General features: G+C 70.6%; 22 protein-coding genes. 12 read left to right on the top strand and 10 right to left on the bottom strand.

What is annotated here, in order from left to right; translation table 11 throughout:
• The first annotated feature begins 14 nt into the window (after positions 1-14).
• The 3 genes from ACQP1V_RS09990 to ACQP1V_RS09980 are packed head-to-tail and all read left to right on the top strand — an operon-like array spanning position 15 to position 2373.
• Positions 15-698, top strand: coding sequence for a hypothetical protein (locus tag ACQP1V_RS09990; RefSeq protein ID WP_433421231.1), 684 nt, complete (start codon positions 15-17; stop codon positions 696-698).
• Positions 695-1483, top strand: a complete 789-nt coding sequence (locus ACQP1V_RS09985; RefSeq protein ID WP_067135830.1) for an ABC transporter permease — start codon at positions 695-697, stop codon at positions 1481-1483. Before ACQP1V_RS09990 ends, ACQP1V_RS09985 begins: the two co-directional genes overlap by 4 nt.
• Before the next feature lie 20 nt (positions 1484-1503).
• A complete protein-coding gene (locus ACQP1V_RS09980) occupies positions 1504-2373 on the top strand; it encodes an ATP-binding cassette domain-containing protein (RefSeq protein WP_067135828.1) in 870 nt (289 codons plus the stop codon).
• On the opposite strand, the gene ACQP1V_RS09975 is transcribed toward ACQP1V_RS09980, so the two are convergent.
• The gene (locus ACQP1V_RS09975) at positions 2337-3152 is read right to left on the bottom strand and encodes a hypothetical protein (RefSeq protein ID WP_433421228.1); all 816 of its coding nucleotides are present in this window, start codon (positions 3150-3152) and stop codon (positions 2337-2339) included. The two genes, ACQP1V_RS09980 and ACQP1V_RS09975, sit on opposite strands and share 37 nt — an antisense overlap.
• Before the next feature lie 183 nt (positions 3153-3335).
• Between ACQP1V_RS09975 and ACQP1V_RS09970 the strand changes: the two genes are divergently transcribed.
• The 6 genes from ACQP1V_RS09970 (at position 3336) to recD2 (ending at position 11322) form a co-directional block, all read left to right on the top strand.
• The gene (locus ACQP1V_RS09970) at positions 3336-4376 is read left to right on the top strand and encodes a GNAT family N-acetyltransferase (RefSeq protein WP_433421226.1); all 1041 of its coding nucleotides are present in this window, start codon (positions 3336-3338) and stop codon (positions 4374-4376) included.
• Entirely contained in the window at positions 4373-6001 is a 1629-nt protein-coding gene (locus ACQP1V_RS09965) for an ABC-F family ATP-binding cassette domain-containing protein (protein ID WP_433421224.1), read from the top strand. The genes ACQP1V_RS09970 and ACQP1V_RS09965 overlap by 4 nt, the downstream gene beginning before the upstream one ends.
• A 205-nt stretch (positions 6002-6206) precedes the next feature.
• Positions 6207-6785 (top strand): dienelactone hydrolase family protein, encoded by a 579-nt coding sequence (locus tag ACQP1V_RS09960; protein ID WP_433421221.1) that lies wholly within the window; start codon positions 6207-6209, stop codon positions 6783-6785.
• Positions 6786-7023: 238 nt separating this feature from the next.
• The gene (locus tag ACQP1V_RS09955; protein ID WP_433421218.1) at positions 7024-8082 is read left to right on the top strand and encodes a TOMM precursor leader peptide-binding protein; all 1059 of its coding nucleotides are present in this window, start codon (positions 7024-7026) and stop codon (positions 8080-8082) included.
• On the top strand, positions 8079-9185 hold the full coding sequence (locus ACQP1V_RS09950; RefSeq protein WP_387413047.1) for a PqqD family peptide modification chaperone: 1107 nt from the start codon (positions 8079-8081) through the stop codon (positions 9183-9185). Before ACQP1V_RS09955 ends, ACQP1V_RS09950 begins: the two co-directional genes overlap by 4 nt.
• 34 nt (positions 9186-9219) lie before the next feature.
• Positions 9220-11322, top strand: a complete 2103-nt coding sequence (gene recD2 / locus ACQP1V_RS09945; protein ID WP_433421214.1) for an SF1B family DNA helicase RecD2 — start codon at positions 9220-9222, stop codon at positions 11320-11322.
• A 16-nt stretch (positions 11323-11338) separates the two neighbouring features.
• Here recD2 and ACQP1V_RS09940 read toward each other — a convergent pair whose 3' ends face one another.
• Together ACQP1V_RS09940 and ACQP1V_RS09935 are read right to left on the bottom strand one after the other, a co-directional pair.
• Positions 11339-12634: a carotenoid oxygenase family protein gene (locus ACQP1V_RS09940; protein ID WP_433223613.1), complete on the bottom strand. Its 1296-nt coding sequence runs from the start codon at positions 12632-12634 to the stop codon at positions 11339-11341.
• A gap of 22 nt (positions 12635-12656) precedes the next feature.
• Positions 12657-13226, bottom strand: coding sequence for a hypothetical protein (locus ACQP1V_RS09935; protein ID WP_067135808.1), 570 nt, complete (start codon positions 13224-13226; stop codon positions 12657-12659).
• A 94-nt stretch (positions 13227-13320) separates the two neighbouring features.
• Between ACQP1V_RS09935 and ACQP1V_RS09930 the strand changes: the two genes are divergently transcribed.
• Positions 13321-13857 carry a PadR family transcriptional regulator gene (locus ACQP1V_RS09930; protein WP_433421211.1) on the top strand — a complete coding sequence of 179 codons (537 nt, stop codon included), beginning with the start codon at positions 13321-13323 and terminating at the stop codon, positions 13855-13857.
• A gap of 115 nt (positions 13858-13972) precedes the next feature.
• Positions 13973-15901 carry a Xaa-Pro dipeptidyl-peptidase gene (locus ACQP1V_RS09925; protein WP_433421208.1) on the top strand — a complete coding sequence of 643 codons (1929 nt, stop codon included), beginning with the start codon at positions 13973-13975 and terminating at the stop codon, positions 15899-15901.
• A gap of 91 nt (positions 15902-15992) precedes the next feature.
• On the opposite strand, the gene ACQP1V_RS09920 is transcribed toward ACQP1V_RS09925, so the two are convergent.
• The 6 genes from ACQP1V_RS09920 to ACQP1V_RS09895 form a co-directional block, all read right to left on the bottom strand.
• The gene (locus tag ACQP1V_RS09920; RefSeq protein ID WP_433421206.1) at positions 15993-16640 is read right to left on the bottom strand and encodes a DUF402 domain-containing protein; all 648 of its coding nucleotides are present in this window, start codon (positions 16638-16640) and stop codon (positions 15993-15995) included.
• Between the two features lie 149 nt (positions 16641-16789).
• Positions 16790-17332 (bottom strand): RNA 2'-phosphotransferase, encoded by a 543-nt coding sequence (locus ACQP1V_RS09915; protein ID WP_433425799.1) that lies wholly within the window; start codon positions 17330-17332, stop codon positions 16790-16792.
• 333 nt (positions 17333-17665) lie between these two features.
• Positions 17666-18103: a roadblock/LC7 domain-containing protein gene (locus ACQP1V_RS09910; protein ID WP_433421203.1), complete on the bottom strand. Its 438-nt coding sequence runs from the start codon at positions 18101-18103 to the stop codon at positions 17666-17668.
• Between the two features lie 61 nt (positions 18104-18164).
• The gene (locus ACQP1V_RS09905) at positions 18165-18926 is read right to left on the bottom strand and encodes a hypothetical protein (protein WP_433421200.1); all 762 of its coding nucleotides are present in this window, start codon (positions 18924-18926) and stop codon (positions 18165-18167) included.
• A gap of 25 nt (positions 18927-18951) precedes the next feature.
• Complete coding sequence (locus ACQP1V_RS09900) at positions 18952-19368, bottom strand: hypothetical protein (protein ID WP_433421197.1); 417 nt, start codon at positions 19366-19368, stop codon at positions 18952-18954.
• Between the two features lie 239 nt (positions 19369-19607).
• Positions 19608-20750, bottom strand: coding sequence for a DUF4388 domain-containing protein (locus ACQP1V_RS09895; protein ID WP_433421194.1), 1143 nt, complete (start codon positions 20748-20750; stop codon positions 19608-19610).
• Between the two features lie 294 nt (positions 20751-21044).
• Between ACQP1V_RS09895 and ACQP1V_RS09890 the strand changes: the two genes are divergently transcribed.
• Complete coding sequence (locus ACQP1V_RS09890; protein WP_067135790.1) at positions 21045-21458, top strand: hypothetical protein; 414 nt, start codon at positions 21045-21047, stop codon at positions 21456-21458.
• Between the two features lie 663 nt (positions 21459-22121).
• Here the strand turns inward: ACQP1V_RS09890 and ACQP1V_RS09885 are convergent.
• The gene (locus tag ACQP1V_RS09885) at positions 22122-22694 is read right to left on the bottom strand and encodes an exonuclease domain-containing protein (protein WP_433421192.1); all 573 of its coding nucleotides are present in this window, start codon (positions 22692-22694) and stop codon (positions 22122-22124) included.
• Between the last annotated feature and the right edge of the window lie 184 nt (positions 22695-22878).

Below are 22878 nucleotides of genomic sequence, written 5' to 3'. Positions count from 1 at the left end.
CCTGTGTGAAACCGATGTCCCTGTGGCGGTACGAGGCCCGGCGTGCGGGATGGCCCGCCTGCCTGGCACCGCCCGCTTCCCTATTGGTGACCCTCGCCCTCGCGGCGGCGGGGGCGGCCTTCGGCACGCCGCGGCCGTCCGTCCACAGCCTGCTGCTCTCCGGTGTCGAGGCGCTCGTCCCGCTGGCCGCGGCGACGGCCGCGGTCACGGTGGTCAGCGTGGACCGCTGCCGCGAACTGCAGCTCACACTGCCCACGGGCTACTCCTTGACGCTGGGCCGCCGGCTGGGTGTGGTGGCCGGGATCGGCGCCGCGCTGTCGGTGCTCTTCTCGGTCGCGCTGCGGCTCACCGGCTCGTGGGCCGGCCCCGACTCGCCCCTCGCGTCGGCCCTGGTCTGGGCGTCGCCGCTGCTGGGGCTCACCGGGCTGGCCCTGCTGGTGGCCGTCCTGGGGCGCAGCGTCGTGCTGGCCACCACGACGGTCGCCGTGGTGTGGCTGTGCCAGCAGCTCTTCGCCTCGGCGCTGATCGCCGGCACGTGGTCGCGTCCGTTCTTCCTGTTCCTGACCAGCCGGGAGGGCGTCGCCGACGGCTGGGGAACGAACCGCGCGGTGCTCGCCGCCTGCGGCGTCCTGTTCATCACGATCGCGCTCCTGCTGCTGCGCCGGCCGGAGCGCCTCCTGACGGAGGAAGAGCTATGAGGCGTTTCTTCGCCGTCTGCCGCTACGAGTTCCGGATGCAGATCCGCAAACGGTCCCTGTGGCTGAGCACGGCCGGCCTGGCCGTCCTCATCGCCGTCGCCCAGGGCGACCGGGGCCCGCGCTACCTGCCGGCCGACGCGGACGCCGCCCGGGTGATGGGCTCGTGGGCGCTGCTGTTCTCGATGCTGCTGCCGATCGGGTTCGGCATGGTGCTGGCCGACCGGCTCGTCCGCGACCACCGGCTGGGCGCCGCGTCGCTGCTCGCCAGCCTGCCGACCCGCCCGGGCGCGCTGGTCGCCGGGAAGTACGCCGGATCCGTGGCCGCGACCGCGGTCCCCGCCCTGCTGGCGCTGCTCGTCACGGCGGCGGGCGAGTTCGTCCACCGGGGCGACCCCGCCCTGTTCCCCTCGGCGGTCGCCGCGTTCGCCGTGGTGCTGCTGCCGGGCCTGGCGTTCGTGGCCGCGTTCGCGCTCGTCGGCCCGCTGGTGCTCTCGGCGCCGCTGTTCCGGGTGCTGTTCGCGGGCTACTGGTTCTGGGGGAACCTGCTCGGCCCGAACTACCTGCCTTCGCTGACGGGCACCCTGCTGACGCCGATCGGCGACTACCCGGCGAGCTGGCTCATCGGTGAGCGCGCTCTGTACGCGGGCACCCCCGGCTGGCTCTCCTTCCTGCGGCCCGAACCCGGCGGCGGCGCGGCGCTTCTCAGCGTCGTCCTGCTGGCCGTGCTCGCGACGCCGCCCCTCGTGTTCGCGAGCCCGCTGCTCGCCCGCCGTACCTCGTCCTGAAACGGAGACCAAGGAAGACCATGGACATCATGATCAGCGGGCTGCGCAGGCGGTTCGGGCGGGTCGAGGCGCTGCGCGGCGTCGATCTCGCCGTCCCCGGAGGCATGTTCGGCCTGCTGGGCACGAACGGCGCCGGCAAGACCACCCTCATGCGCGTCCTGGCCGGGGTGCTGCCCCCGACCAGCGGGCGGGTGCTGGTGGGCGGCCACGACATCACCACGCGGGCGGGACGGCTGGCCGTACAGCGGCGGCTGGGATATCTGCCGCAGGACCTCGGCCTCTATCCCGACCTGACGACGCACGAGTTCCTGGACTACGTCGGTCTGCTCAAGGGCCTGGACGACGACGCGGCCCGGCGGCGCCAGATCGGCGAGCTGCTCGACATGGTGGGGCTGGCCGACGTCGCCCGGCGCCGGCTCAAGGGCTTCTCGGGAGGCATGCGGCGGCGGGTCGGCATCGCCCAGGCTCTGCTCGGCGACCCCGCCCTGATCGTCGTGGACGAGCCGACGGCCGGGCTCGACCCCGAGGAGCGCATCCGGTTCCGCACGCTCCTCGCCCAGATCGCGGGCCATCGGACCGTACTGCTGAGCACCCACATCGTGGAGGACGTCGCGCAGACCTGCCAGGAGGCCGCCGTCATGGCCTCGGGACGGGTGGTTTTCACCGGCCCGGTGACCGGCATCATCGACCGGGCCCAAGGCGCGACGTGGGAGGTCGTCACCCAGGGGCCGCCCCCGTCCACCGGGGTCGTGGTGTCGGCGGTCGGCCGTCCGGGCGGCACCCACTACCGCGTGGTCAGCCCCACCAAGCCGGATCCGGCCGCGGTCCCCGTGCAGCCGTCACTCGAGGAGGGCTACGTCGCCCTCATGCGCGAAGCCGTCCCCAGCTGACCGTCCGCGCCCAAGCCGGCGCCCCGCACATCGGCGGCGATCCGATCGTGCAGCTCGGTCAGCGCCGGTACGGCCGCGGCGCCGTCGGCGAGCAGCCGCCGGGCCACCCGGTCGAGGATCTCGGCCCGGTCGAGCAGGCCTTCGTGAACCATCCGGGCGATGACGTCCACCTGGGCTCCGGAGAGGGCCGAGCCCAGCCCGGCAAGGTCGAAGACGCGCGGCAGGAGCCGAACGAACAGCGGATCCCGGGCAAGGCGCTCCAGGTCGGGCCGTCGCGCCGCCTGACCGGCCGCGCCGAGGGAGCGGAGCCAGCCGACCACGAAGGCGTCGTTCGGGGGCGGCTCGATGCCGGTCTCACGGACCAGGCTCGCGGCGATCCGCCAGTGCGGGATCTCCACGTCCAGATGGGACGCCCGCAGCCGCTCGACCATCCGGCGGGCCAGGTCCGCGCGCCACGGCTCGGGCCGCCGCCGCAGCACGCCGAGGATGCGCCCCGCGTCGGCGACGTGGTCGTCCCGCCAGCCGAAGTCGCGCCGGTAGAGCCAGTTCGTCACGGCGCCGGGCCCCGGCAGGCAGGCGGTTCCGGCCCCCCGCAGGGCCGGGATCTGCGCGCGCCACTCCCACCAGCCGTCCGTGGTCCGCCTCAGCTCGGCCAGGTGGCGCGGCAGCTCCGCCGCCACCGCTCTCCTGCCGCCCGCGTCGAGGGCGGTCACGAGCTGGAGGGTGCCCGCGGTGTCTCCGGCGACGATCCGCGCCGCGACCTCCTGCCAGGGGGTCATGGGGCCCGCTCCGGCCGCCGCCCCGTCATGGTCATCCGCACCGCTTCAGCCATGACCCGAACCCTAATGATCACCTCCGACAAATCTCGGCATATTGGGAGCCCCAGGTTGACGAAATCGCTTTGACCTCCGCGGCCCCGGCCGGGAAGGATCGGCGGAGCCGTCGGGTGAGAGGAAACGCAGATGCGGATCAGAGCGGCCCGGGCGGACGAGGCCGAGATCCTGAGTGAGCTGGCGATCCGCTCGAAGGCGTACTGGGGCTACGACGAGGCGTTCATGGCGGCGTGCGCCGACGAGCTCACCCTCGCGCCGTCCCGGGTCGAGACCGTACGCGCCACGGTGGCGGAGCGGGACGGGCGCGTCCTCGGCTTCGGCACCCTGGAGGGCGAGCCACCCGAGGGGGCGCTCGGCATGCTCTTCGTGGCCCCGGACGCGATCGGCGGCGGCGTCGGCCGTTCCCTGTACGAGCACATCGTGTCCAGGGCGCGCGAGCTGGGCTTCACCCGCCTGACGATCGACGCCGACCCGAACGCGGAGCCGTTCTACCTGGCCATGGGGGCGGTACGGATCGGCGCCACCCCGTCCGGGTCCATCCCGGGGCGGGTCCTGCCGCTGCTGGAGGTCGCCCTCTCCGACGACGCCGCGCCGCCGCGATCCGTCGAGGAGGCGATCGCGGCCGAGCGGGCCGGCCGGCCGCCGCGCTACCTCTTCTTCTGGGGCCACCGCCCCCGGAGGGACGGCGCGATCGGGCCGAGCTGCCTCAGCCAGTGGTGGGAGGCTCCGTTCACCGCCGACGGACAGCTCTTCCGTACGGCCGAGCACTACATGATGGCGCACAAGGCGTGGCTGTTCGGGGACGAGGAGACGGCCGAGCGGATCCTGGCCGTGGCTCACCCGAACGCGGCCAAGGCCCTGGGCCGCGCCGTCCGCGGGTTCGACGACGAGCTGTGGACGGCCCGGCGTTTCGAGATCGTCGTGCGCGGCAACATCGCCAAGTTCGGCGCCGGCCCGGACCTGACGGCGTTCCTGCTGGGCACCCGGAACCGGGTGCTCGTCGAGGCCAGCCCGTACGACCGGATCTGGGGCATCGGGCTGGCCGCGGACGACGAGCGGGCGGCCGGCGCTTCCACATGGCGCGGGCAAAACCTGCTCGGTTTCGCCCTGATGCAGGCCCGCGACGTGCTCGGCGGCGGCGGGACGTCGATAACCTTGGAGTCCTCATGAGCGCCACTCTTGTCGGAAAAGACCTCACCGCCGGGCACGGCGACCGCGTGCTGTTCAGCGATCTCGACCTGGTCGTCGCCCCCGGGGACGTCGTCGGGCTGGTCGGGGTGAACGGCGCGGGCAAGTCCACGCTGCTGCGCCTGCTGGCCGGGCTCGACAGCCCCGAGCACGGCTCGGTGCGGCTCAGCCCGCCCACCGCCAACGTCGGCCATCTGCCGCAGGAGCCCGAACGGCGGCCGGGCGAGACGGTGGCCGCGTTCCTCGCCCGGCGGACCGGCGTGGCCGCCGCGCAGCGGGCCCTCGACACCGCCACCGAGGCGCTGGCCGACGGCGACCCCGGCGACGCGTACGCGGAGGCGCTGGAACGCTGGCTCGCCCTCGGCGGCGCCGACCTGGAGGAGCGGGCCGCCGAGGTGGCCGCCGAACTCGGGCTCACGGTCGACCTTGAGCAGGAGATGACCTCCCTGTCCGGCGGCCAGGCGGCGCGGGCGGGCCTGGCGTCGCTGCTACTCAGCCGCTACGACCTGTTCCTGCTCGACGAGCCGACCAACGACCTCGATCTCGACGGCCTCGACCGGCTCGAACGCTTCGTGACCGGGTTGCGCGCGGGCGTCGTCGTGGTCAGCCACGACCGCGAGTTCCTCGCCCGTACGGTCGACCGGGTCGTCGAGCTCGACCTCGCCCAGCAGCAGGTCCGCGCGTACGGCGGCGGCTACGACGCCTACCTGGAGGAGCGCGAGGTCGCCCGCAGGCACGCGCGGGAGCAGTACGACGAGTACGCCGAGACCAGGGCGACGCTGGAGTCCCGCGCCCGGACCCAGCGCGCGTGGATGGAGAAGGGCGTCAAGAACGCCCGCCGCAAGGCCCCCGACAACGACAAGATCGGCCGGAAGTTCCGCTCCGAGGCCACCGAGAAGCAGGCCGCCAAGGCCCGGCAGACCGAGCGGATGATCGAGCGGCTGGAGGTCGTCGACGAGCCGCGCAAGGAGTGGGAGCTCCGCATGGAGATCGCCGCCGCTCCCCGCTCCGGCACGGTGGTGACGACGCTGCGCGGAGCGGTCGTGCGGCGCGGCGGCTTCACTCTCGGGCCGGTGGATCTGCAGATCGACTGGGCGGAGCGGGTCGCGATCACCGGCGCGAACGGCTCGGGCAAGACCACCCTGCTCGGCGCGCTGCTCGGGCGGCTGCCCCTCGCCGAGGGCGGGGCGGCGCTCGGCCCCGGCGTGGTCGTCGGCGAGGTCGACCAGGCCCGCGCCCTGTTCGAGGGGGACGAGCCGCTGCTCGACGCGTTCGGCGCGCTCGTCGAACTACCGCCGGCCGAGGTCCGCACCCTGCTCGCGAAGTTCGGCCTGCGCGCCGACCACGTGCTGCGCTCCGCGGCCACCCTGTCGCCGGGCGAGCGGACCCGGGCGGCGCTCGCCCTCCTCCAGGCGCGCGGGGTCAACCTGCTCGTCCTCGACGAGCCGACCAACCACCTCGACCTGCCCGCGATCGAACAGCTGGAGTCGGCGCTCGCCGCGTACCAGGGAACGCTCCTGCTGGTCACCCACGACCGGCGGATGCTGGAGGCGGTCCACACCACGCGCCGCCTCCACGTCACCGCCGGACACGTCGCCGAGAGCTGAGCCCGACCCCACCGGACACCCGGTGGGGCCGGTCGCTTCGCCGGAAGGAACCTGCGGTCCTCGCTCCCTTCCGCTCCGCTCCCTCGCTCCCGGTGAACGTGTGGGGACAGCCGCACCAGGCACCTTGGGAACGCCGGATTGACTCGAGCCTTCACCTGCGAAAGCGCCGCTGGTCAGAGATCTCGCCCGGTGGTAGACAAACCGCATGACTGAGATCGTCCTGTTCCACTCCGCTCAGGGCCTCCGACCCGGTGTCTCCGCCGCCGCCGACATCCTCCGGTCGGCGGGCCACACCGTACGCACGCCTGACTACTACGGCGGAGAGATCTTCGACGACATCGCGGGCGGCCTGCGCAAGCGTGACGCGCTGGGCTTCGCCGAGATCGAGCGCCGGGTGCGGGAGATCGGCGCGGGCCTCCGGGAACCGGCGGTCTTCGCCGGGTTCTCCCTCGGCGCGTACGCCGCCCAGCTCCTGGCCGCCACCCATCCCGCGGCACGCGGCGCGGTCCTGCTGCATGGCGGTGTGACCGCGGACGAGGTCACCTCCGGACCCTGGCCGTCGACCGTTCCGGTCCAGGTCCACTACATGGAGCGCGACCCATGGATCGACGCCGCCGAGATCGCCGAGCTGAACCGCGCGGTCACCGCCGCCGGCGCCCACTTCGAGGCGCACGTCTATCCCGGCGAGACGCACCTGTTCACCGACCCGGACCTCCCGGAATACGACCCCGACGCCGCGGCGCTCACCTGGAAGCGGGTCATCGATTTTGTCAAACCATTATGACTTGACGTTACAAAATGAGTTATTGCGATTACCTCGGGTATTTGGGTCTGGCTTTTTCAGTGCCCCTCCCCCTAAACTCTCGCCCGACCGGAGAAATCGGCGGAAGGGGTTTCCCATGAAGATCGAGATCAAGAAGGTCGAAGAGGTCGAGACCACAGGGAACAGCAACAGCTGCTGACCGTCCCGTGGGGCCGCCGACGCGGTGGCCCCACACCGTCTTCTTCCGGGAGCCCAGCCGATGTCTCGGGTTCAAGTGAATCCGGCTTTCCCTCTTTTTCTCGACGATTTCCAAGGACGGGCCAGGCTCGGAGACTTTCCTCCGACCGGGCAGATCCTCGAACCCGCCGAAGCCCCCCTGCGTCACCTGCTGCGCCTGTGCGCGAACACGCCGCGCAGCAGGAAAGAGCTGCACGAACTGATCGACGACATCTCGTCAGGTGAGATCGACGCTGCCGTCGACACGCTGCTCGCCGCCCGCGTTCTGGTCGGCGAGGACGACGTGGCACGGCTGACCCGGGACGAGCGCCTCTCCCGCCAGGCCCTGTTCCTGTCCATGTTCCACCCCGTCGAGCGGGTCGAGGCGGGCCTACGCGATCTGTCCGGACTCGACGTCACCGTGCTCGGCGTGGGCGCGATCGGTGGAAGCTGCGCCACCCAACTGGTCACCGCCGGGGTCCGGACCCTGCGACTCGTCGACGACGACCGTGTCGAGTGGTCCAACCTGCATCGCCAGCACCTGTATACGGCCGAGGACGTGGGCGCGCCCAAGGTGGCCGCCGCGGCCCGAGCGCTGCGCCGGTACCAGCCTGGGGCGCAGATCCGGACGCTGGAACAACGTCTGACCAGTGCGGAGGACGTCGCCGAGGCCGTCGCGGGCGCTGATTTCGTGGTGAACACCGTGGACACGCCGCAGCCGCACATCCGCAGGTGGGTGAACCGCGCCTGCGTCGAGGCCGGCGTGCCGTTCGTCACCGGCGGCTTCAACCAGCACGTCGGGCTGATCGGGCCGCTCGTGGTGCCGGGCGAGACCGCCTGCCTGGCCTGCCAGGAGCGACAGCTCGCCGAGCGGTACGGCCGGGCGGAGCTGCCGACGGCAGAGAACGCCGGGCGGGTGACCCCGTCCTTCGGCCCGCTCTGCTCGGCCGTGGCCGGCCTGCTCGCCGCTGAGATCATCCGCTACGCCACGGGGACCGGACCGTGCGCGATCAAGGGCAGGACGGTGTACCTCGACCTGTTGACATTGGCCACGACCAGCCGCGACTTCGTCCGCATGAGCGCCTGCGGGGTCTGCGGATGACATCCGCGGACCTGTCCTTCCTCAGCGTCGTCGCCGATGGCCCTGACGACTACGTGATCGGCAACGGGGAGACATTCGTCAACGTACCCGCCGTCGCCGCCGCGGTGATCGAGCTGATGGACGGGACCAGGACCGCCGACGACGTCCGCGCCCGTGTGCGGGAGAGTCACGACATCGATGTGGACGTCGCCGATTTCGTCCAGGACCTGGAGCGTCTCGGCCTGCTCACCCCACCGCGGCGGCCGCCCAACGTCTGGGACCGGATCCGGCCGGGACTGGTGCGGCCGCTGTTCTCCCGGGCGGCCGACGCCGTGGTGCTGGTCGTGTTCTGCTGCGCGGTGGCCGCCATCGTGACGCGTCCGGAGATCCTGCCCACATACGCCGGGCTGGTGTGGGCCGACAGCCTCGCGTTCACCGTCGCCTTCGCGGCCGGCTCCTGGCTCCTGGTCTTCGTTCACGAGCTGAGCCACATTTTCGCGGCACGTTCTCTCGGCGTTCGCGCCGAGCTTTCCCTGGGAACCAGGATGCAGTTCCTGGTGGTCCAGACCAAGGTAACCGGAATTTGGCAGACGCCACGAAGCGCGCGTTATCGGGTGCATCTCGCGGGAATGCGAACAGACCTGTTCCTCTTCTCCGCCGGAGCCTGCACGCTGCTTTTCGTGGACAGCGGAGTCATCCGTCTGGTGATGCTGATCTGCTTGTCGCAGATCGTCTGGCAGTTCCTCTTCTTCATGCGCACCGACGTGTATTACGCGTACGCGAACCTGACCGGAGAAAAGAATCTCATGGAGGACGCCCAGTCGTACCTCCGGGCGGTGATCGGCCGCCGGTCGGCGCCGGGTGCGTCGCGGGGCGTCCGCCGGTACGCGTGGTTCCTCGTCGTGGGCCGCGTCCTCGGGCTCGCCTTCTTCGCCGGGTACACGATCCCCGTCACCGTCGCCGCGTGCCGCGGGGCGCTCGACGAGCTCGCCGCCTCCCCCGGCTCGCTGGGTCCGCTCGCCACTCTGATGATCATCGCCCTCGGCTGGGTGCTGTACCTGTACGTGTTCGCCCGTCGGGGCGTACGGGCGGCGCGGGCGCGGCGATCGGCCGACGCCGGATGACCCTCGCGCCGGCGATCGTGTTTGTATTGCCGGTGTGGAGGCGTCGGTAGAGCAGCTCGTGTTCGTCCGCGAGGACGAGTACACGGTCGCGCGGATGAGCGCCGACGGCGAGCCCTCGTTCGTCGCCTCGGGACGGGCGCTGGCCGGGGCGCAGCCGGGCGAGACGCTTCGGCTGACCGGCGAGTGGGACGACCACCCGCGGTTCGGCCGCCGGTTCGCGACGACCGGATGCGAGCGGATCGTGCCGTCCACGGTGCGGGCGATCCGGCTCTACCTGGGCTCCGGCCTGATCAGGGGCATCGGGCCGCGCCTCGCGCAGGCGATCGTCGAGCACTTCGGCGAGTCCAGCCTGGAGGTCATCGACGCCCGGCCCGCGCGGCTCCGCGAGGTCGTCAACATCGGCCCGGTACGGCAGGCCCAGATCGTGGCCGCGTGGCGGGAACAGAAGGCGATCGCCGCGCTGATGGTGACCCTCCAGGGGTTCGGCGTCAGCCCGCTGCTCGCGACCAAGATCTACCAGGTGTTCGGCGCGGACGCGGCCGAGGTGCTGCGCTCCGACCCGTACCGGCTGGTCGGGCAGGTGCGCGGCATCGCCTTCGCCACCGCGGACCGGATCGCGCTGGCGTCCGGGGTTCCGGAGAGCAGCCCGCAGCGGATCAAGGCGGCGATCCTCGACCGGCTGGAGACGGCGGCGGCCCGCGACGGGCACTGCTACCTGACCATGCGAGCGCTCCTGACCCACACGGTCGAGCTGGTGGAGCAGGACGAGGACCTCGTCCGCGCGATGGTGGACGCCCTGGCGAGCGAGCTGCAGGTCGTGATCGAGGACGGTCCCGTGGTGTATGCCAAGGGGCTGCACGCCCGCGAGACCCGGCTCGCCGCCGAGCTGGGCCGGCTCTGGCGCGCCCCCTCGACGCTGCCGATGCGGCGCTACGACGAGGACCCGGCGCTCGACGACGACCAGCGGGCGGCGGTCACGATGGCGTTGACCAGCACCGTCTCGGTGCTGACCGGCGGCCCGGGCTCCGGCAAGAGCCGCACGGTCCGGGCGATCGCGGCGACCGTGCGCGCGATGGGCGGCGCGGTCACGCTCGCCGCGCCCACGGGGAAGGCGGCCAAGCGGCTCTCGGAGCTGGCCGGGCTGCCCGCGATGACGATCCACCGCCTGCTCGCGCACCAGCCGGATCCGGACACGCTCTTCGACGAGACCCCGGCCGCCGCCGACCTGATCGTGATCGACGAGGCGTCCATGCTGGACCTGAACCTGGCCACCCGGCTCTGTTCGGCCGTCCCCTCGGGCAGCCATCTGCTGCTCGTGGGCGACCAGGACCAGCTTCCGAGCATCGGCCCCGGCAGCGTGCTCGCCGATCTGCTGCGCGTCGAGGAGATCCCCCGGGTGAGCCTCACCCGTGTCTACCGGCAGGCGGACGGCAGCGGCATCGTCGAGGCGGCGCACCGCATCCAGTCGGGCGCGCTGCCGTACGTCCCGGGTGGCGGCGGCTTCTGGTTCGAGGAGCTGGACGACCCGGAGGCGGTCGCGGACCGGGTGGTCCACCTGGCGACCGAGGCGATCCCCCGCAAGCAGGGGGTCGATCCCGGCCAGGTGCAGGTGCTCTGCCCGATGCGCAAGGGGGCCACCGGCACGGTCGAGCTGGGCCGCCGGCTCCAGGAGCGCCGCAACCCGCCGTCCCCCGGCGCGGCCGAGCACTGGTCGGGCGCCTCGGTCTTCCGCGTCGGCGACCGGGTGATGCCGATACGCAACGACTACGACAAGGGTGTCTTCAACGGCGAGACCGGCACCGTGACCGCCGTCCATCTGGAAGATCGCACGGTGGAGGTCCTGATCGACGACGGCGACCTCGTCTCGTACGACTTCGACGAGCTCGACGACCTCGCCCACGCCTACGCGGTGAGCGTCCACCGGGCCCAGGGCAGCGAGTACCCCTTCGTCGTCGCCCCTCTCGTGGCCGAGTCGGGCGGCATCATGCTGCGCCGCCGGCTCCTCTACACGCTGGTCACGCGGGCCCGCTCGTGGGTCGTCCTCGTCGGGCAGCGCGAAGCGTTGGAGCTGGCGGTGCAGCGGCTCGGCCACCGGCGCAACACAGCGCTCCCCCACCGCCTCGCCGCCGTGCTGTGACACGCCCGTCCGGGGGTCACTCGTCCGGCATCCAGGAGCCGTGGAACCCGGCCGGGACCCGGCGCGGCAGCCGTACGGACGCCACCGGGGACAGGTCGGCCGCGTCGAGGACCAGCAGCTCCGCCCGCGATCCCACGATCGTGAGGAGCCAGCCGTGGTCGTCGTCCCCGCCCGCCTCTGGGTCGGCGGGCACGAACACCGCCTCGCCGGGGGAGGCGCCGACCCGGTGGGTGCGGCTCGCTCCGGTCACGACGTCGTACTTCACGATCTCCTCCCCGGCCACCGCGTACACGTGGCGGTTGGGCAGGCCGGTGCGCCGGTCGTCGATCGTCGGGAACTCCACGGTCCGGTCGTCGATCCGCTCCTCGGTGACGGCGCCGGTGGCCGGGTCGAGCGTCCAGCGGTGCAGCGCACCGCCCGGGGCGTGGGCGGCGGGGTCGGTGGCGCCGCCGATGCGCCGCCAGAGCCGGGTGAACCGATCCGGCGCGTGGCGGACGGCGTCGAGGACCACGCGGCCCGCGGCGTCCTCACGCGCGTTCCCGACGTGGAAGACGTAGCAGGGGTCGATCTCGAACCAGCGCACCGGCCCGTCACCGTCGCGCGGCATCACGCCGAGCCGGGCGCCGTAGCCGTCGTCCCACCGGTACGGCATGCCGTCCCCGAGCAGGCCCAGGTCGAACACCACCGGCAGGTCGAGCCAGACCACGTAGTGCTCGGTGACGGCGAAGTCGTGCATCATCGTCGAGCCCGGCACCTCGACCACCCGGCTCTCCACCAGCTCGCCCGCCGCGTCCAGCCGGTGGTAGGTGAGGTACGGCGGGGCGAAGCCGTACCCGAAGAAGTGCAGCTCGCCGGTGCGCGGGTCCTCCTTGGGGTGGGCGGTCATCGCCGTGGTGAGCCGGCCGCCGAAGTCGCACGGGCCGAGCGTCTGCAGCTCCCCGCCGATCTCGTACGGCAGGCCCTGCTCGACCAGGGCGAGGGTCCGGCCCGCGTGCCTGATGACGTGCGTGTTGACCGGGAGCGCGGTCAGGTCGACGCCGTCCGGGCCGACGAACGGGACCCCGTCCATGTGCCGGCTGCGGACCCAGCGGTTGCGGTACCACTCGGCCCGGCCGTCCCGCAGCCGGACGCCGTGGATCATCCCCTCGCCCGCGAACCAGTGGCCGGGGTCCTGGCCGGGCAGCGGGTTGGGACCGTTGCGCAGGTAGCGGCCGGTCAGCGCGGGCGGGAGCGTGCCGGTGACGGGCAGGTCGACGGCGTCGATCTCGTCAGGGACCGGGGCGAGGTCTCCCTGAAGGTACGTGGCGGTCACGATGCTCCGATCTGGGGGTGGTTCAGGCGGCCTGCGCGGCGCGGGCGCGGGCCCGGGCGAGCGCGGCGTAGCGCACGGTGAAGACGGCGGGGATCGCGAAGCCGCAGACCTTCACCGCGATGATCGCGGCGGTGGCGTGCGGGGCGAAGGCGATCAGCAGGGCCAGCCCGGCGGTGTTGCAGGTGAAGGCGATCGCCCAGGCGGCGGTGATGACGACGTTGACCCGGTAGAACATCGGGGTGCTGTGCACCTCGGCGGGCACCCCCTCGCGGGCGATCCCCAGCGTGAACGGCCGGCGGATGGCGAGGGTCGTCCACGCGGTGAGCGCGAGCCAGCCGACCGCGACGGCCGGGCCGTACTCGCCGAAGGGCGCGGGGGTGATCAGGAATGCGGCGAGGGTGAGCCCGGCGAAGAACACCACCGAGCCGATCTCGAGCACCAGCGCGTCCCAGGCGCGGCCCTTGCGGCGGTCCATCATGAGCAGCAGGGCCGACAGCGCGAAGGCGGCGGCCGCGCCGTACCTGGCCTCGCCGTTCGTGCTGAGCACGGCGAAGGCGATCCAGGGCAGGAAGCTGCGGACGTAACCGAGCACGGGGGACTCCTTGAGGACGACATTCCATGAGTGACATGTCGAAAGTAGAACCTCCTGGGTCGACATGTCAACTGTGGAATGTAGGCTTGCCTCCATGAGCCTTCGCCACGCCATGCTCGGGCTGCTGGCCCGTGGTCCCGCCAGCGGCTACGACCTGTTGAAACTGTTCGAGATCTCGCTGTCCAACGTCTGGCCGGCGACGCAGAGCCAGCTCTACTCCGAGCTGGGCCGGCTCGCCGACACCGGCCTGGTCAAGGTCGTGGCCGAGGGGCCGCGCGGCCGCAAGGAGTATGCCATCACCGACGAGGGGCTGGCCGAGCTGCGGCACTGGATCACCGAGGTGGAGCCGAACCGGTCCCGGCGCAGCGACATGCTGCTCCGCGTGTTCTTCCTGAACACCGTCGAGCCCGAGCAGGCACGGCAGTACCTGCGCGACCGAGCCGCGGCGGCCGTCACCCAGCACGAGGGGCTGGCCAAGATCCGGGAATTCATCGCGGACGAACAGGACGCGCTGTCGGTCTACGGGCGGATCGCGATGGAGTGGGGGCTGCGCTTCAGCGCCATGCAGCAGGAGTGGGCCGAGTGGGCCGCCGAGGAGATCGACCGGCTTCCCTCGCCTCCGTCCGCCTGACTCGTTATGTCACATAGCAGGACCAAGGCGGCATCAAACCCATAAAGGGACCTTGTCGGCTATATCGACATCAACGGAGATTTGCCAGAGTCCCCCCAGCCTCTGGAGGCTCTCCGTGCCACAACTACGAGCAGCCCTCATCGTCACCACCCTGGTCATCATGGGCGCCACCCCCGCCCACGCGGCCGACGGTCCCGCCATCACCGTCGAGCAGGACCGCACCCAGCCGGTCTTCTCGTACGCCGACGCCATCCGCGAGCACGTCTACGTCGAATCGGAGATCGACAGCGACGGCGACGGGCGGCTGGACCGGGTCCGGGTCGACATCATCCGCCCCAAGGAGTCCGGCCCCGGCCTCAAGGTGCCGACGATCATCGACGAAAGCCCCTACTACGACAACTCCGGCCGCGGCAACGAGTCCGAGCGCAAGGTCTACGACGCGAACGGGAACCTCGCCAAGTTTCCGCTGTTCTACGACAACTACTTCGTGCCGCGCGGCTACGCGGTGCTCGACGTCGACATGATCGGCACCACCAAGTCCGACGGCTGCCCCGACGTCGGCGGGCGGGGCGACGTGCTGGGCGGGAAGGCCGTCATCGACTGGCTGAACGGCCGCGCCCCCGCCTACCACGCCGACGGCACGCCGGCGTTCGCCGACTGGAGCACCGGCAAGGCCGCGATGATCGGCAAGTCGTACGACGGCACGCTCGCCAACGCGGTCGCGGCGACCGGCGTGCCGGGCCTGGAGACCATCGTCCCGATCTCCGCGATCAGCTCCTGGTACCGGTACCAGCGCTCCAACGGCGTGATCTACAACTACAACTACATGTCCTACCTGGCGAGGGCCGTCGACACCGACCCCGCCGCCAAGTGCGCCGCCGTACGGACGCGGCTGGACGCCGACGCCGACGACAGGACCGGCGACTACAACGCCTTCTGGGCCGAGCGCGACTACGTCAACGGCACCGTCGGCGACGTCTCCCAGGTCCGGGCCAGCGTCTTCGCCGTACACACGGTGAACGACCTGAACGTCAAGCCCGACCACTTCTCCACCTGGTGGGAGGCGCTCGCCGACCGGAACGTGCCGCGCAAGGTCTGGGTCGGCCAGTACCAGCACGTGGACCCCTTCGACTTCGAGGGACGCCGCGACCTGTGGGTGGACACGCTGCACCGCTGGTTCGACCACTGGCTGCTCGGCGTGCGGAACGGCATCATGGACGAGCCCCGCGCCGACGTGCAGGTCGGCCCCACCTCCTGGATCACGCAGCGCGACTGGCCGGCGCCGGCCGCGTCGACCACGTTCCTCCGCCCGGCGGCGAACGGCTCGCTCGGGCTCTCCCCGGGCAAGAACGGCGAGACCGCGACCTTCACCGACGTCCGCCAGTCCGAGGACGCGATGGTGGCCGACATCGGCACCGCCAAGCCCGGACGGGCGGCCTTCACCACCGGCGAGCTGCCCCGGGACCTGCGCCTGTCCGGCACGCCGGTCGTGGACCTGCGCGTCGCGCTCGACAAGCCCACCACGAACCTGACCGCGCTCCTCGTCGACTTCGGCGAGGACACCAGGATCGACTGGCGGCGCGGGCAGGGCATCACCACGCTCACCCGGGAGAGCTGCCACGGCGAGAGCACGGCGGCGGACGACGCCTGCTACCGCGAGGTCGTCACCAACGTGGCCACCCGACCGCTGGAGATCGTCGCCCGCGGCTGGATCGACGCGCAGAACCGCGACTCGCTTACCGACCCCTCCCCCTTGACTCCCGGGACGTACGCGCAGGTCAAGTGGAAGACGTTGCCGCAGGACTACACCTTCAAGAAGGGACACCGGCTGGGCCTGGTGATCGCCGGGACCGACTCCACCTACAGCAGCGAGACCGCCACCGGCGCGAAGGTCACCGTCGACCTGCACAAGAGCAGGGTGCGGGTCCCGCTCGTGCTCGGCGTCGGCCACTCCCTGACCGACGGGGACGTCCCGAAGGACACGGGCACGTGGCACGGCCCCCGGCAGATCGACCTGCCGGTTCCGGAGAACCACCTCTACTGATCTCCTGAACACCCCCTGAGCCGCGCCGGGCCAACGCTCCCGGCGCGGCTCCGCGCTTCCGAAGCCGGCGACTGATCGGCTCGGCGGTCAGCTACGCCTCGGGCAGGTCGGACGGCAGCGTCGGCAGCGGCCACCGGGGATCGATCCGCCAGGTCTCCGCGAACGGCCCCCGTCGCTCCTCGATCAACGCGATCACCTGGTCGCGGGCCTCCTGAATCGCGCGGTGTTCCGCGTCGCCGACGATGCCCAGGCGGCGGCCCTGGCGATATTCGTCCTCGTCCTTCCACCGGTAACCGGACAGGTCCGGCTCCGCGACGAGGTCCAGCAGCAGGTCGAAGGTGTCGATCCCCCACTCGGTACGCCGGTATGGGCGCTGGAAGTTCACGTACCAGCGCAGCAGGCGCTGCTCGGCGTCGAAGAAGCGCCCCACGCCGAAGTACTCCCCTGCCTGCTGGCTGCTCGTCCAGAGCGTGTCGCGCCAGGTCCACCGGCCGAGCCGCCACCGGCCGGAGGCAAGATCGGCGGGCATCCGACCCCTCAGGGCGGGATCCCCGGTCTCCAGGGAGGCGATCCACGTACGGGGCGCGAGACTCACGATCCCCGGCCAGTACCCGAGAGCGATCCGATCGCCGTCGTCCGCGAGCACCCGGTGAGGCGAGGCGGTCCAGACCCGTTCCCGGAAGACGTCCCGGCGCACGATGGTCTCGCCCTCGCCGAACCGCGATCTGATCCCGACCATGTGCGGCTCCCACACAGCAGATGAGACGACGGGGGTTACGGCAGTTGTGCCCACGCTCGGGCGGGTGCTCGGTTCTGGGGATCCAGAGCGACGGCTGCAGCTCTCGAACATGTGGTGGCGGGGAAGCAACGCCCGCCGTCCATCCCGGATCAGCCGGGGAATCGCAGGAAAGCCGGATCGACCCGATCGGCGAGCCATACGCCGTTGGCGCTGAGCCGGAACTCGTGCCCGGCGGCGTGCATCGCGCCCGCGTCGACGACCAGCACCACCGGAACACCACGGCGGCCGCCCACCCGCTCGGCGGTCTCCCGGTCCGCGGACAGGTGGACGTGATGCCGGTTCATCGGCCGCAGGCCCTGTTCCCGGATGGCGGCCAGATAGCGGCCCACGGTCCCGTGGTACAGCGTCGCGGGGGGCTCGGTCACCGGAAGGCCAAGATCCACCGGAACGGAATGCCCCTGACTGGCCCGGATCCGCCCGTCCTGTAGCACGTACCGCTTTTTGTCGTTGGCGGCGACGACGTGCGCCAACTCCTCCGGGGCGATAGGGAAGCCGTGCCGGGCGGCGGCCTTCAGGAGGACGTCCACCTCGACCCAGCCGCCGTCGTCCAGGGTGATGCCGATCCGCTCAGGCTCGTGGCGCAGGTGCTTGGCCAAATACTTCGACACGCGCACCATCCGCCGCTCGTCCATGTACGTCACTTCCCTCCGCGCTTCTCGGAACAACCGGAACGCGATGCTTCCCGGTGGCCGCGCCCTTTGAGTCTCCCCGGCCTACGGCCCCCGGCGTCAACAGGATTTCGACCATCGGAAGAAGCACCTACAGCCACACGGAAAGTGATCTTTTGAGTACCCGCGACGTCGCCTGGCCAAATGGCACTCCGAGCAGGACATCCCGCAAGTCAAGATCAAACTCGTCGGCGCCGTCGGACGGAAAGCGGGTTAAGGGCCCGCGATCGAACAACTGGAGTCGGCACTCGCCGCGTACAGGTCGCGGGTCACCGGCAGCAGGGTTCCCTTGCCGGACTAGAGAGAAGCGTCTGGCCGCGTACCGCCCTGCCAGCCCCAGTCGAACTGGGCCAAGTGATTCATCAGCCGTGTGATCAGGTCGCGGGTCTGATAGTGCAGCATCCCGATGTTGAGGTCGTTGGTTCCGATGACCGCCAAGACGGCGTCCTCGCCCACCGCGAACACCGCCAGGTAACCGTCGCTACCGCGGGCCACCGCCTCGCGGAACCGCCCGCGGCCCGTCGCCTGGGTGGCCTGACGGGCCAGGCCGAGAGTCGCCGCGATGAGTGCGGCGATCCTGGTCGGCTCCGCCTCGGGAATGTCGCAGCTGATCAGGAACCCGTCGCTCGCGGCCACCATGCTGCCGTGCACGCCGGCCATCTGCGTTCTGAGCTCGCGGAGTTCCGCGCGGACCCGCTTGTCGGGGGTCAGCCCTTCGATGCCCGGCGCGGTCATCCGGTCCCCCCGGCGGATCCGGATCCACCATCGCGGATCTCTCGATTCATCGCTCCCCCGTTCATTGGGCCACTGCCCGGAGAAAAGACATGGTGTCGCGCCGCGGGTCGGACAGCGTGTCCGCTGCCCGGGGCATCGGCGAAGCCGAGGTGCCGTCCACCGACAGTAGCCGCAGGGTGATCAGCCGGAAAACTTCGACGGTCGTGCTGAAAACGCTGTGCTCAAGCTCCCACGCGAGGTCGCGCGGCGTGGAGCGTTCGCCCGTCCGGATGAGCAGGGCCCACTGAAGCGCGGACACCTGCAGGCCGGGGGCCGCGATGTGCGGATTCCGCACGACCGTCGTGTCGGCCGTAACGGATCCGGACAGTTGCTTCACGATCTCCTGCCGCCGGGTCACCTCGGCAAGCAGCATCGGGAAGGGCATGCCGTTCAATCTGCCGACCGCGGGGGTTTCGAGTTCCCGGAACCGGTGACGCGGTGAATTCCGGGAGCCGCCTGACAGCAGTTCCAGCGCGGCGTCGACGGTGGCCTCCCTGACCGCGAAGCTCCACTCGAGCGAGCCGGCCGTCTCCGCATCGACGGCAGCGGCCGGGCCGCCCCGGGTCGCCTGCGAGCGTGCCGTGTCGGCCTCGCCCGGATGCCCCTGCGGCTGCACCAACCACTTGGACGGTTCGGGGGTGCGCTTCGACTCCGCGTAGACGACGTCGCCCTCGCTGAGGTAGAAGGCCCCGCCCAGAGCACCCGACACGCGCAATACACCGGTTTGCCCGGAGTCGGCGAGCTTACCCAGCCGAACGATCAGCGGATCCCTGTTGAAGTACACGGTGGTTCCCGTCCTGGCTCAGTGGTCATACCCGCTGAAAGTGATCCGGCAGGCCCGAATCGGGACGGCCGACGAAATTCAGGTCGAAGTCGCGAAGCTCCCGATGGGCCATCGCCAGGTTCGCTTCCGCACGATCCAGGACCACGAGCAGGAGGAACTGCAGCCTTGGGGCCGGGCTGAAATGCCGGATCAGGTGGTAGTGACCGCTCAACGTGATGATCGCGTCTTCAAGGCCGCCGTTCGCCGCCAGTTCTCCGGCCATGAGGGCGATCACGTTGGCCACGTCGGCGGCACCCGCCGCTGCCACCGGCAGGCGCAGGGTCTCCCGGTCCTGGACGTGACCCAGCACCATGCCGGTCGAGGCGTCGATCAAACACCCGAGCACAAAGCCGTCGATCTGTCTCACCTGAGAGAGCAGAGCTTCGAAGGGAGACTCGGGCATAAAAGGGATCCTTTCCACCAAATAGTGCAGGCCGAGTCTAGGGGACGTATGCGCCGCGGCCCAGTGTTCGGAGGCGATTCCGCGACAGGACGCCGAGACAGTCTCGGGTCGCCCCCTCCGCCTTCGATGAGGCCGCCGAGCAGGCCGAACCAGCCCCGGGAGAACGTACGCGTCGCCTTCCGGGGAACCGCACTCTGCGACGAACCGACCGGGGCGGGCGGTCCCGATGCCTGGTCGTGCTACTTCAACCGCCGGAGACCTTCCAACACCCGCCCCAGAATGTCGGGGTGCACGGGCGCGAACGGTGTCCTGACAACCTCTTCCAGTCCTTGCGGGAGGCTGTCGGATCCGGTGCCGACGCGCGCCCGATCCCATGTCGTCGCGCCCGGACTGCGGCGTGGCACCAGCCGTACCGCGCCATCCGCGGACTCAGGGGACGGTGCCGTCACCTCCGAAGCGTGGACGGTCGCTTCCGGATCGACGACCCGGGGCAGCTCCTCCGTGTCGTCCCCCGTGTCGTCCCCCGTGTCGGCCTCTGTGTCGTCCTCCGCCTCCGTCTCGTCGACCGCCCATGCGGGCCCGAGCCAGGCGACGCCACTGCTGGACCCGCGCGCGGGCCGGACCGCTTCCCGCTGCGGGGGGACCGCCTCCTCCGGAGCCAGCAGGGTGCACAAACCCGCCCGGACCAGCCCACTCACACTTGCGACGGTGTCGTAAAGCGCGAAGCCGTTTCGCCAGGCCAGTTCCCGGAGGGTGACAACGCCGTCGATCCGGCAGGCGACCATCCACTGCTCGCGTTCCACGATCCCCAGAGGGCCACGCAGGTCGGATGCCTTCGGGCGGCCGTCGAGCGAGACGTCATGCCCGGCCAGCAGCTCGGCCCGTCGTGCGACTTCAGACTGCACGAACTCGACTTCCAACCTGAGCATCGTTCCGGCCCAGGAACGTTCCAATGGCATGAACCGGATGCCGGTGGCAGATGATCCGCCTGCCATCCGGGCCGTCATCGCCGTCATCGCCGTGATCGCGTCCAGGACGACCGAACGCAGAACCTCCAGCATCTCGTCTTTGCCGATGAGGCCCTGTTCGACGAGAAGGGCGCCGAACCCGTCCGCCGGCCGCCTCTCGGCGCGCAGCATGTTCCATTGTTCGGCCGACAGCCGCCGAGAGCCGATCAGCCTGGCGGCGAGACCGGGAACCCCGGCCGCTTCGGCGAAGGTGAGGTATCCCCGGTCCAGGTAGATGGTTCCACCGGAATCTCCGTCGATCTTCAGGGCACCCGAGGCCCCGTCGCGCGTCAGGGCATGGAGCTCATCGGCGATCCGCGCTTCGCCACCCCTGTCCGGCTTCGTCAGCCGGACTCCGCCCTCCGCCGGGAACACGTGACTGTCAGCTCCCGTTCAAATCAAGACACCATGGCTTTCAGCTACCAAATCCACACCATTCGGCTATAGTGCAGCGTAGCGTTCTCGTGGTAGTAGCCGCCAGTGGGGTTCACGGCGCAGGAATCCAGAACAGGCTCAATGTCCGTTTTGTACCGAAAATACCCCTTTGCACATAGAGTCCAATTTGCCTGACTGATACCCATCAGGGAAGACTCATCGCGTATATACCGCACACATCCTCAATGTGCCATCCTGACCGGATTCCGGTATACCCAGCGCAGAAAGCTCCTGATGAACCTCACGCAAATCGTTACCAATGCCCTGAAGGCGTTCCGCCACGACGTCCCCGACTACATCGGGTCAGGGATCGTCGACATCTCGACAGGCATGCTGCTGGCGGTGGACACCGTCGACAATCACCCCCGCGAGATCCTCGACGTCGTCGCGGCGGCCACCACCGACCTGTTCCAGGGCCGGACCGTGGTGCAGGTCGAGGAACTGTGGAAGCAGAACCGCGGCACGACCGACAACCGGCACTACTTCAACGAAATTCTCGTCAACAGCGAGAACCTGGTCCACCTCTTCATGCGCAGCAAGAGCAACCCCGACATCGTGGCGGTCGTGATCTGCTCGCGTCAGGTGAACATCGGGATGCTCTTCGTCCAGGCTCGCCAGGTGATGCGACAGCTGGAGAACCCCCGCTGACCTGGCGGTCTCCCACGCCGGATCCTCCCGTACCGGCCTCATCGAGGTCCAAGCGAGCGAAAGGGGCCGTCGGATGCCATGGCGTCCGACGCCCCCCACGCCATGCGCCTGAATACCTTGCCGAGCTGCGGAAGGAAGGATTTCGGCCGGCGCGCGAACGACGGGCGACCATCATGATCAACACCGGGCGCGGGGCACCGCCGAGACGGTCGGCAAATAGAAAAACCCCAGGTCAGTGATACTGACCTGGGGTTTTTCGCTGGTGCGCCGCCAGGGACTCGAACCCCGGACCCGCTGATTAAGAGTCAGCGGTTCGCCCTGTCACTCCGTGCCAGCCACCCCCACGCCGCACCATTTGATGCCGGTTCGTACGACCGTCGCCCGCTTTGAGTGCCCCTCAATGCCAGCCCCTGACGCGCCGTTCCACAGCATCCGAGCAACCCCCGAGCAGCCAAACCGGGGAATGGCAACTGATCGACTTGGCGCTGCCCTCCCGAGTAGTGCCGTCGGCCCCGGTACGAGCGGAACTCGCGCACCGGCAGCCCTGCCAGGACCTTCCGCGGAATATGCGGTGGGCTGGGAGCAAGTTCTGGAGGTCCGTCTTGGTGCCCTCGGCCCCACTCCCCTGTCCAGCCTCCGCGCGCAGAGGGATGCCCGGCGTGGTCAGCATGGATCCGGCCAGACGCCCCGATCGGCCAGGTGGAGAACGAGGGCGGCGATGTTCCAGGCGTCGTCCTCGCCACGGTGGTGACGGCCTTCGAGCCGCCATCCGGCGATCTCCAATGCCTGTGCCATGCCAGGGCGTTTGCGCAGGCCGTATGCCTCGGCGAAGGCCACCTTGGCGTTGGTGTGGTGCCGGCCGAAGGGATAGGGCGCCCGGCTGGCCTGGCACTGCCGGGTGAACTGGTGGCGGTCGTAGTCGCCCCAGCTGGCCCACGGGCGCGTCCCGGCGTGGTGTTCGGCCGCCAGCAGCCGGCACGCCTCGGCGAAGCCGACGCCTCCGTCGACCTCGTGCTGGGTGAGGCCGGTCAGCTCCGTGCAGAACTCACTGACCGTGGACCGGACGGGCCGCACCAGGATCCGATGGCGGGCGAGGCGCTCCCCCATGTCGAGGTCGACGACGGTCAGCCCGATCTCGATGATCTCGCTGACCATGCCCGGCGGTTGGTGGCCGGCCCAGCAGGTGGCTTCGACGTCCACGACGTTCAGGAGGCGTTCGGCCCCGGTGCTGTCCATGGCGGGAAGCGTAGGGAGGAGCGGCAGCTCGGGCACCTGGTTTTGCCTGGGGGTGCGGATGCGCCGCCAGCGGGTGCGGGGCGGCGCCGCGGTCGGGCGGGCCCGACCCCGGTCCCGGTCCCGAACGAGGCCACGTTCGCCTCTCGGAGCGCGACGCGGTGGGAATCCGACGGCATGCCTGCCA

The organism is Microtetraspora malaysiensis, from assembly GCF_050947145.1.
In the GTDB taxonomy this organism is placed as follows: Bacteria; Actinomycetota; Actinomycetes; order Streptosporangiales; family Streptosporangiaceae; genus Microtetraspora_A; species Microtetraspora_A malaysiensis.
The sequence above is the reverse complement of the archived record's forward strand: the minus strand, read 5'-3'. Positions and strand labels throughout refer to the sequence as shown.

What these genes read in the sequence shown, in the direction of transcription:
- ACQP1V_RS09965 (WP_433421224.1), top strand. Translation starts at nt 4,373, where the DNA reads ATGAGCGCCACTCTTGTCGGAAAAGACCTCACCGCCGGGCACGGCGAC.
- ACQP1V_RS09900 (WP_433421197.1), bottom strand. Translation starts at nt 19,368, where the DNA reads ATGCCCGAGTCTCCCTTCGAAGCTCTGCTCTCTCAGGTGAGACAGATC.
- ACQP1V_RS09980 (WP_067135828.1), top strand. Translation starts at nt 1,504, where the DNA reads ATGGACATCATGATCAGCGGGCTGCGCAGGCGGTTCGGGCGGGTCGAG.
- ACQP1V_RS09985 (WP_067135830.1), top strand. Translation starts at nt 695, where the DNA reads ATGAGGCGTTTCTTCGCCGTCTGCCGCTACGAGTTCCGGATGCAGATC.
- ACQP1V_RS09960 (WP_433421221.1), top strand. Translation starts at nt 6,207, where the DNA reads ATGACTGAGATCGTCCTGTTCCACTCCGCTCAGGGCCTCCGACCCGGT.
- ACQP1V_RS09915 (WP_433425799.1), bottom strand. Translation starts at nt 17,332, where the DNA reads ATGGACGAGCGGCGGATGGTGCGCGTGTCGAAGTATTTGGCCAAGCAC.
- ACQP1V_RS09950 (WP_387413047.1), top strand. Translation starts at nt 8,079, where the DNA reads ATGACATCCGCGGACCTGTCCTTCCTCAGCGTCGTCGCCGATGGCCCT.
- ACQP1V_RS09955 (WP_433421218.1), top strand. Translation starts at nt 7,024, where the DNA reads ATGTCTCGGGTTCAAGTGAATCCGGCTTTCCCTCTTTTTCTCGACGAT.
- ACQP1V_RS09990 (WP_433421231.1), top strand. Translation starts at nt 15, where the DNA reads ATGTCCCTGTGGCGGTACGAGGCCCGGCGTGCGGGATGGCCCGCCTGC.
- ACQP1V_RS09930 (WP_433421211.1), top strand. Translation starts at nt 13,321, where the DNA reads ATGAGCCTTCGCCACGCCATGCTCGGGCTGCTGGCCCGTGGTCCCGCC.
- ACQP1V_RS09920 (WP_433421206.1), bottom strand. Translation starts at nt 16,640, where the DNA reads ATGGTCGGGATCAGATCGCGGTTCGGCGAGGGCGAGACCATCGTGCGC.
- ACQP1V_RS09885 (WP_433421192.1), bottom strand. Translation starts at nt 22,694, where the DNA reads ATGGACAGCACCGGGGCCGAACGCCTCCTGAACGTCGTGGACGTCGAA.
- ACQP1V_RS09975 (WP_433421228.1), bottom strand. Translation starts at nt 3,152, where the DNA reads ATGACCCCCTGGCAGGAGGTCGCGGCGCGGATCGTCGCCGGAGACACC.
- ACQP1V_RS09910 (WP_433421203.1), bottom strand. Translation starts at nt 18,103, where the DNA reads ATGACCGCGCCGGGCATCGAAGGGCTGACCCCCGACAAGCGGGTCCGC.
- ACQP1V_RS09890 (WP_067135790.1), top strand. Translation starts at nt 21,045, where the DNA reads ATGAACCTCACGCAAATCGTTACCAATGCCCTGAAGGCGTTCCGCCAC.
- ACQP1V_RS09970 (WP_433421226.1), top strand. Translation starts at nt 3,336, where the DNA reads ATGCGGATCAGAGCGGCCCGGGCGGACGAGGCCGAGATCCTGAGTGAG.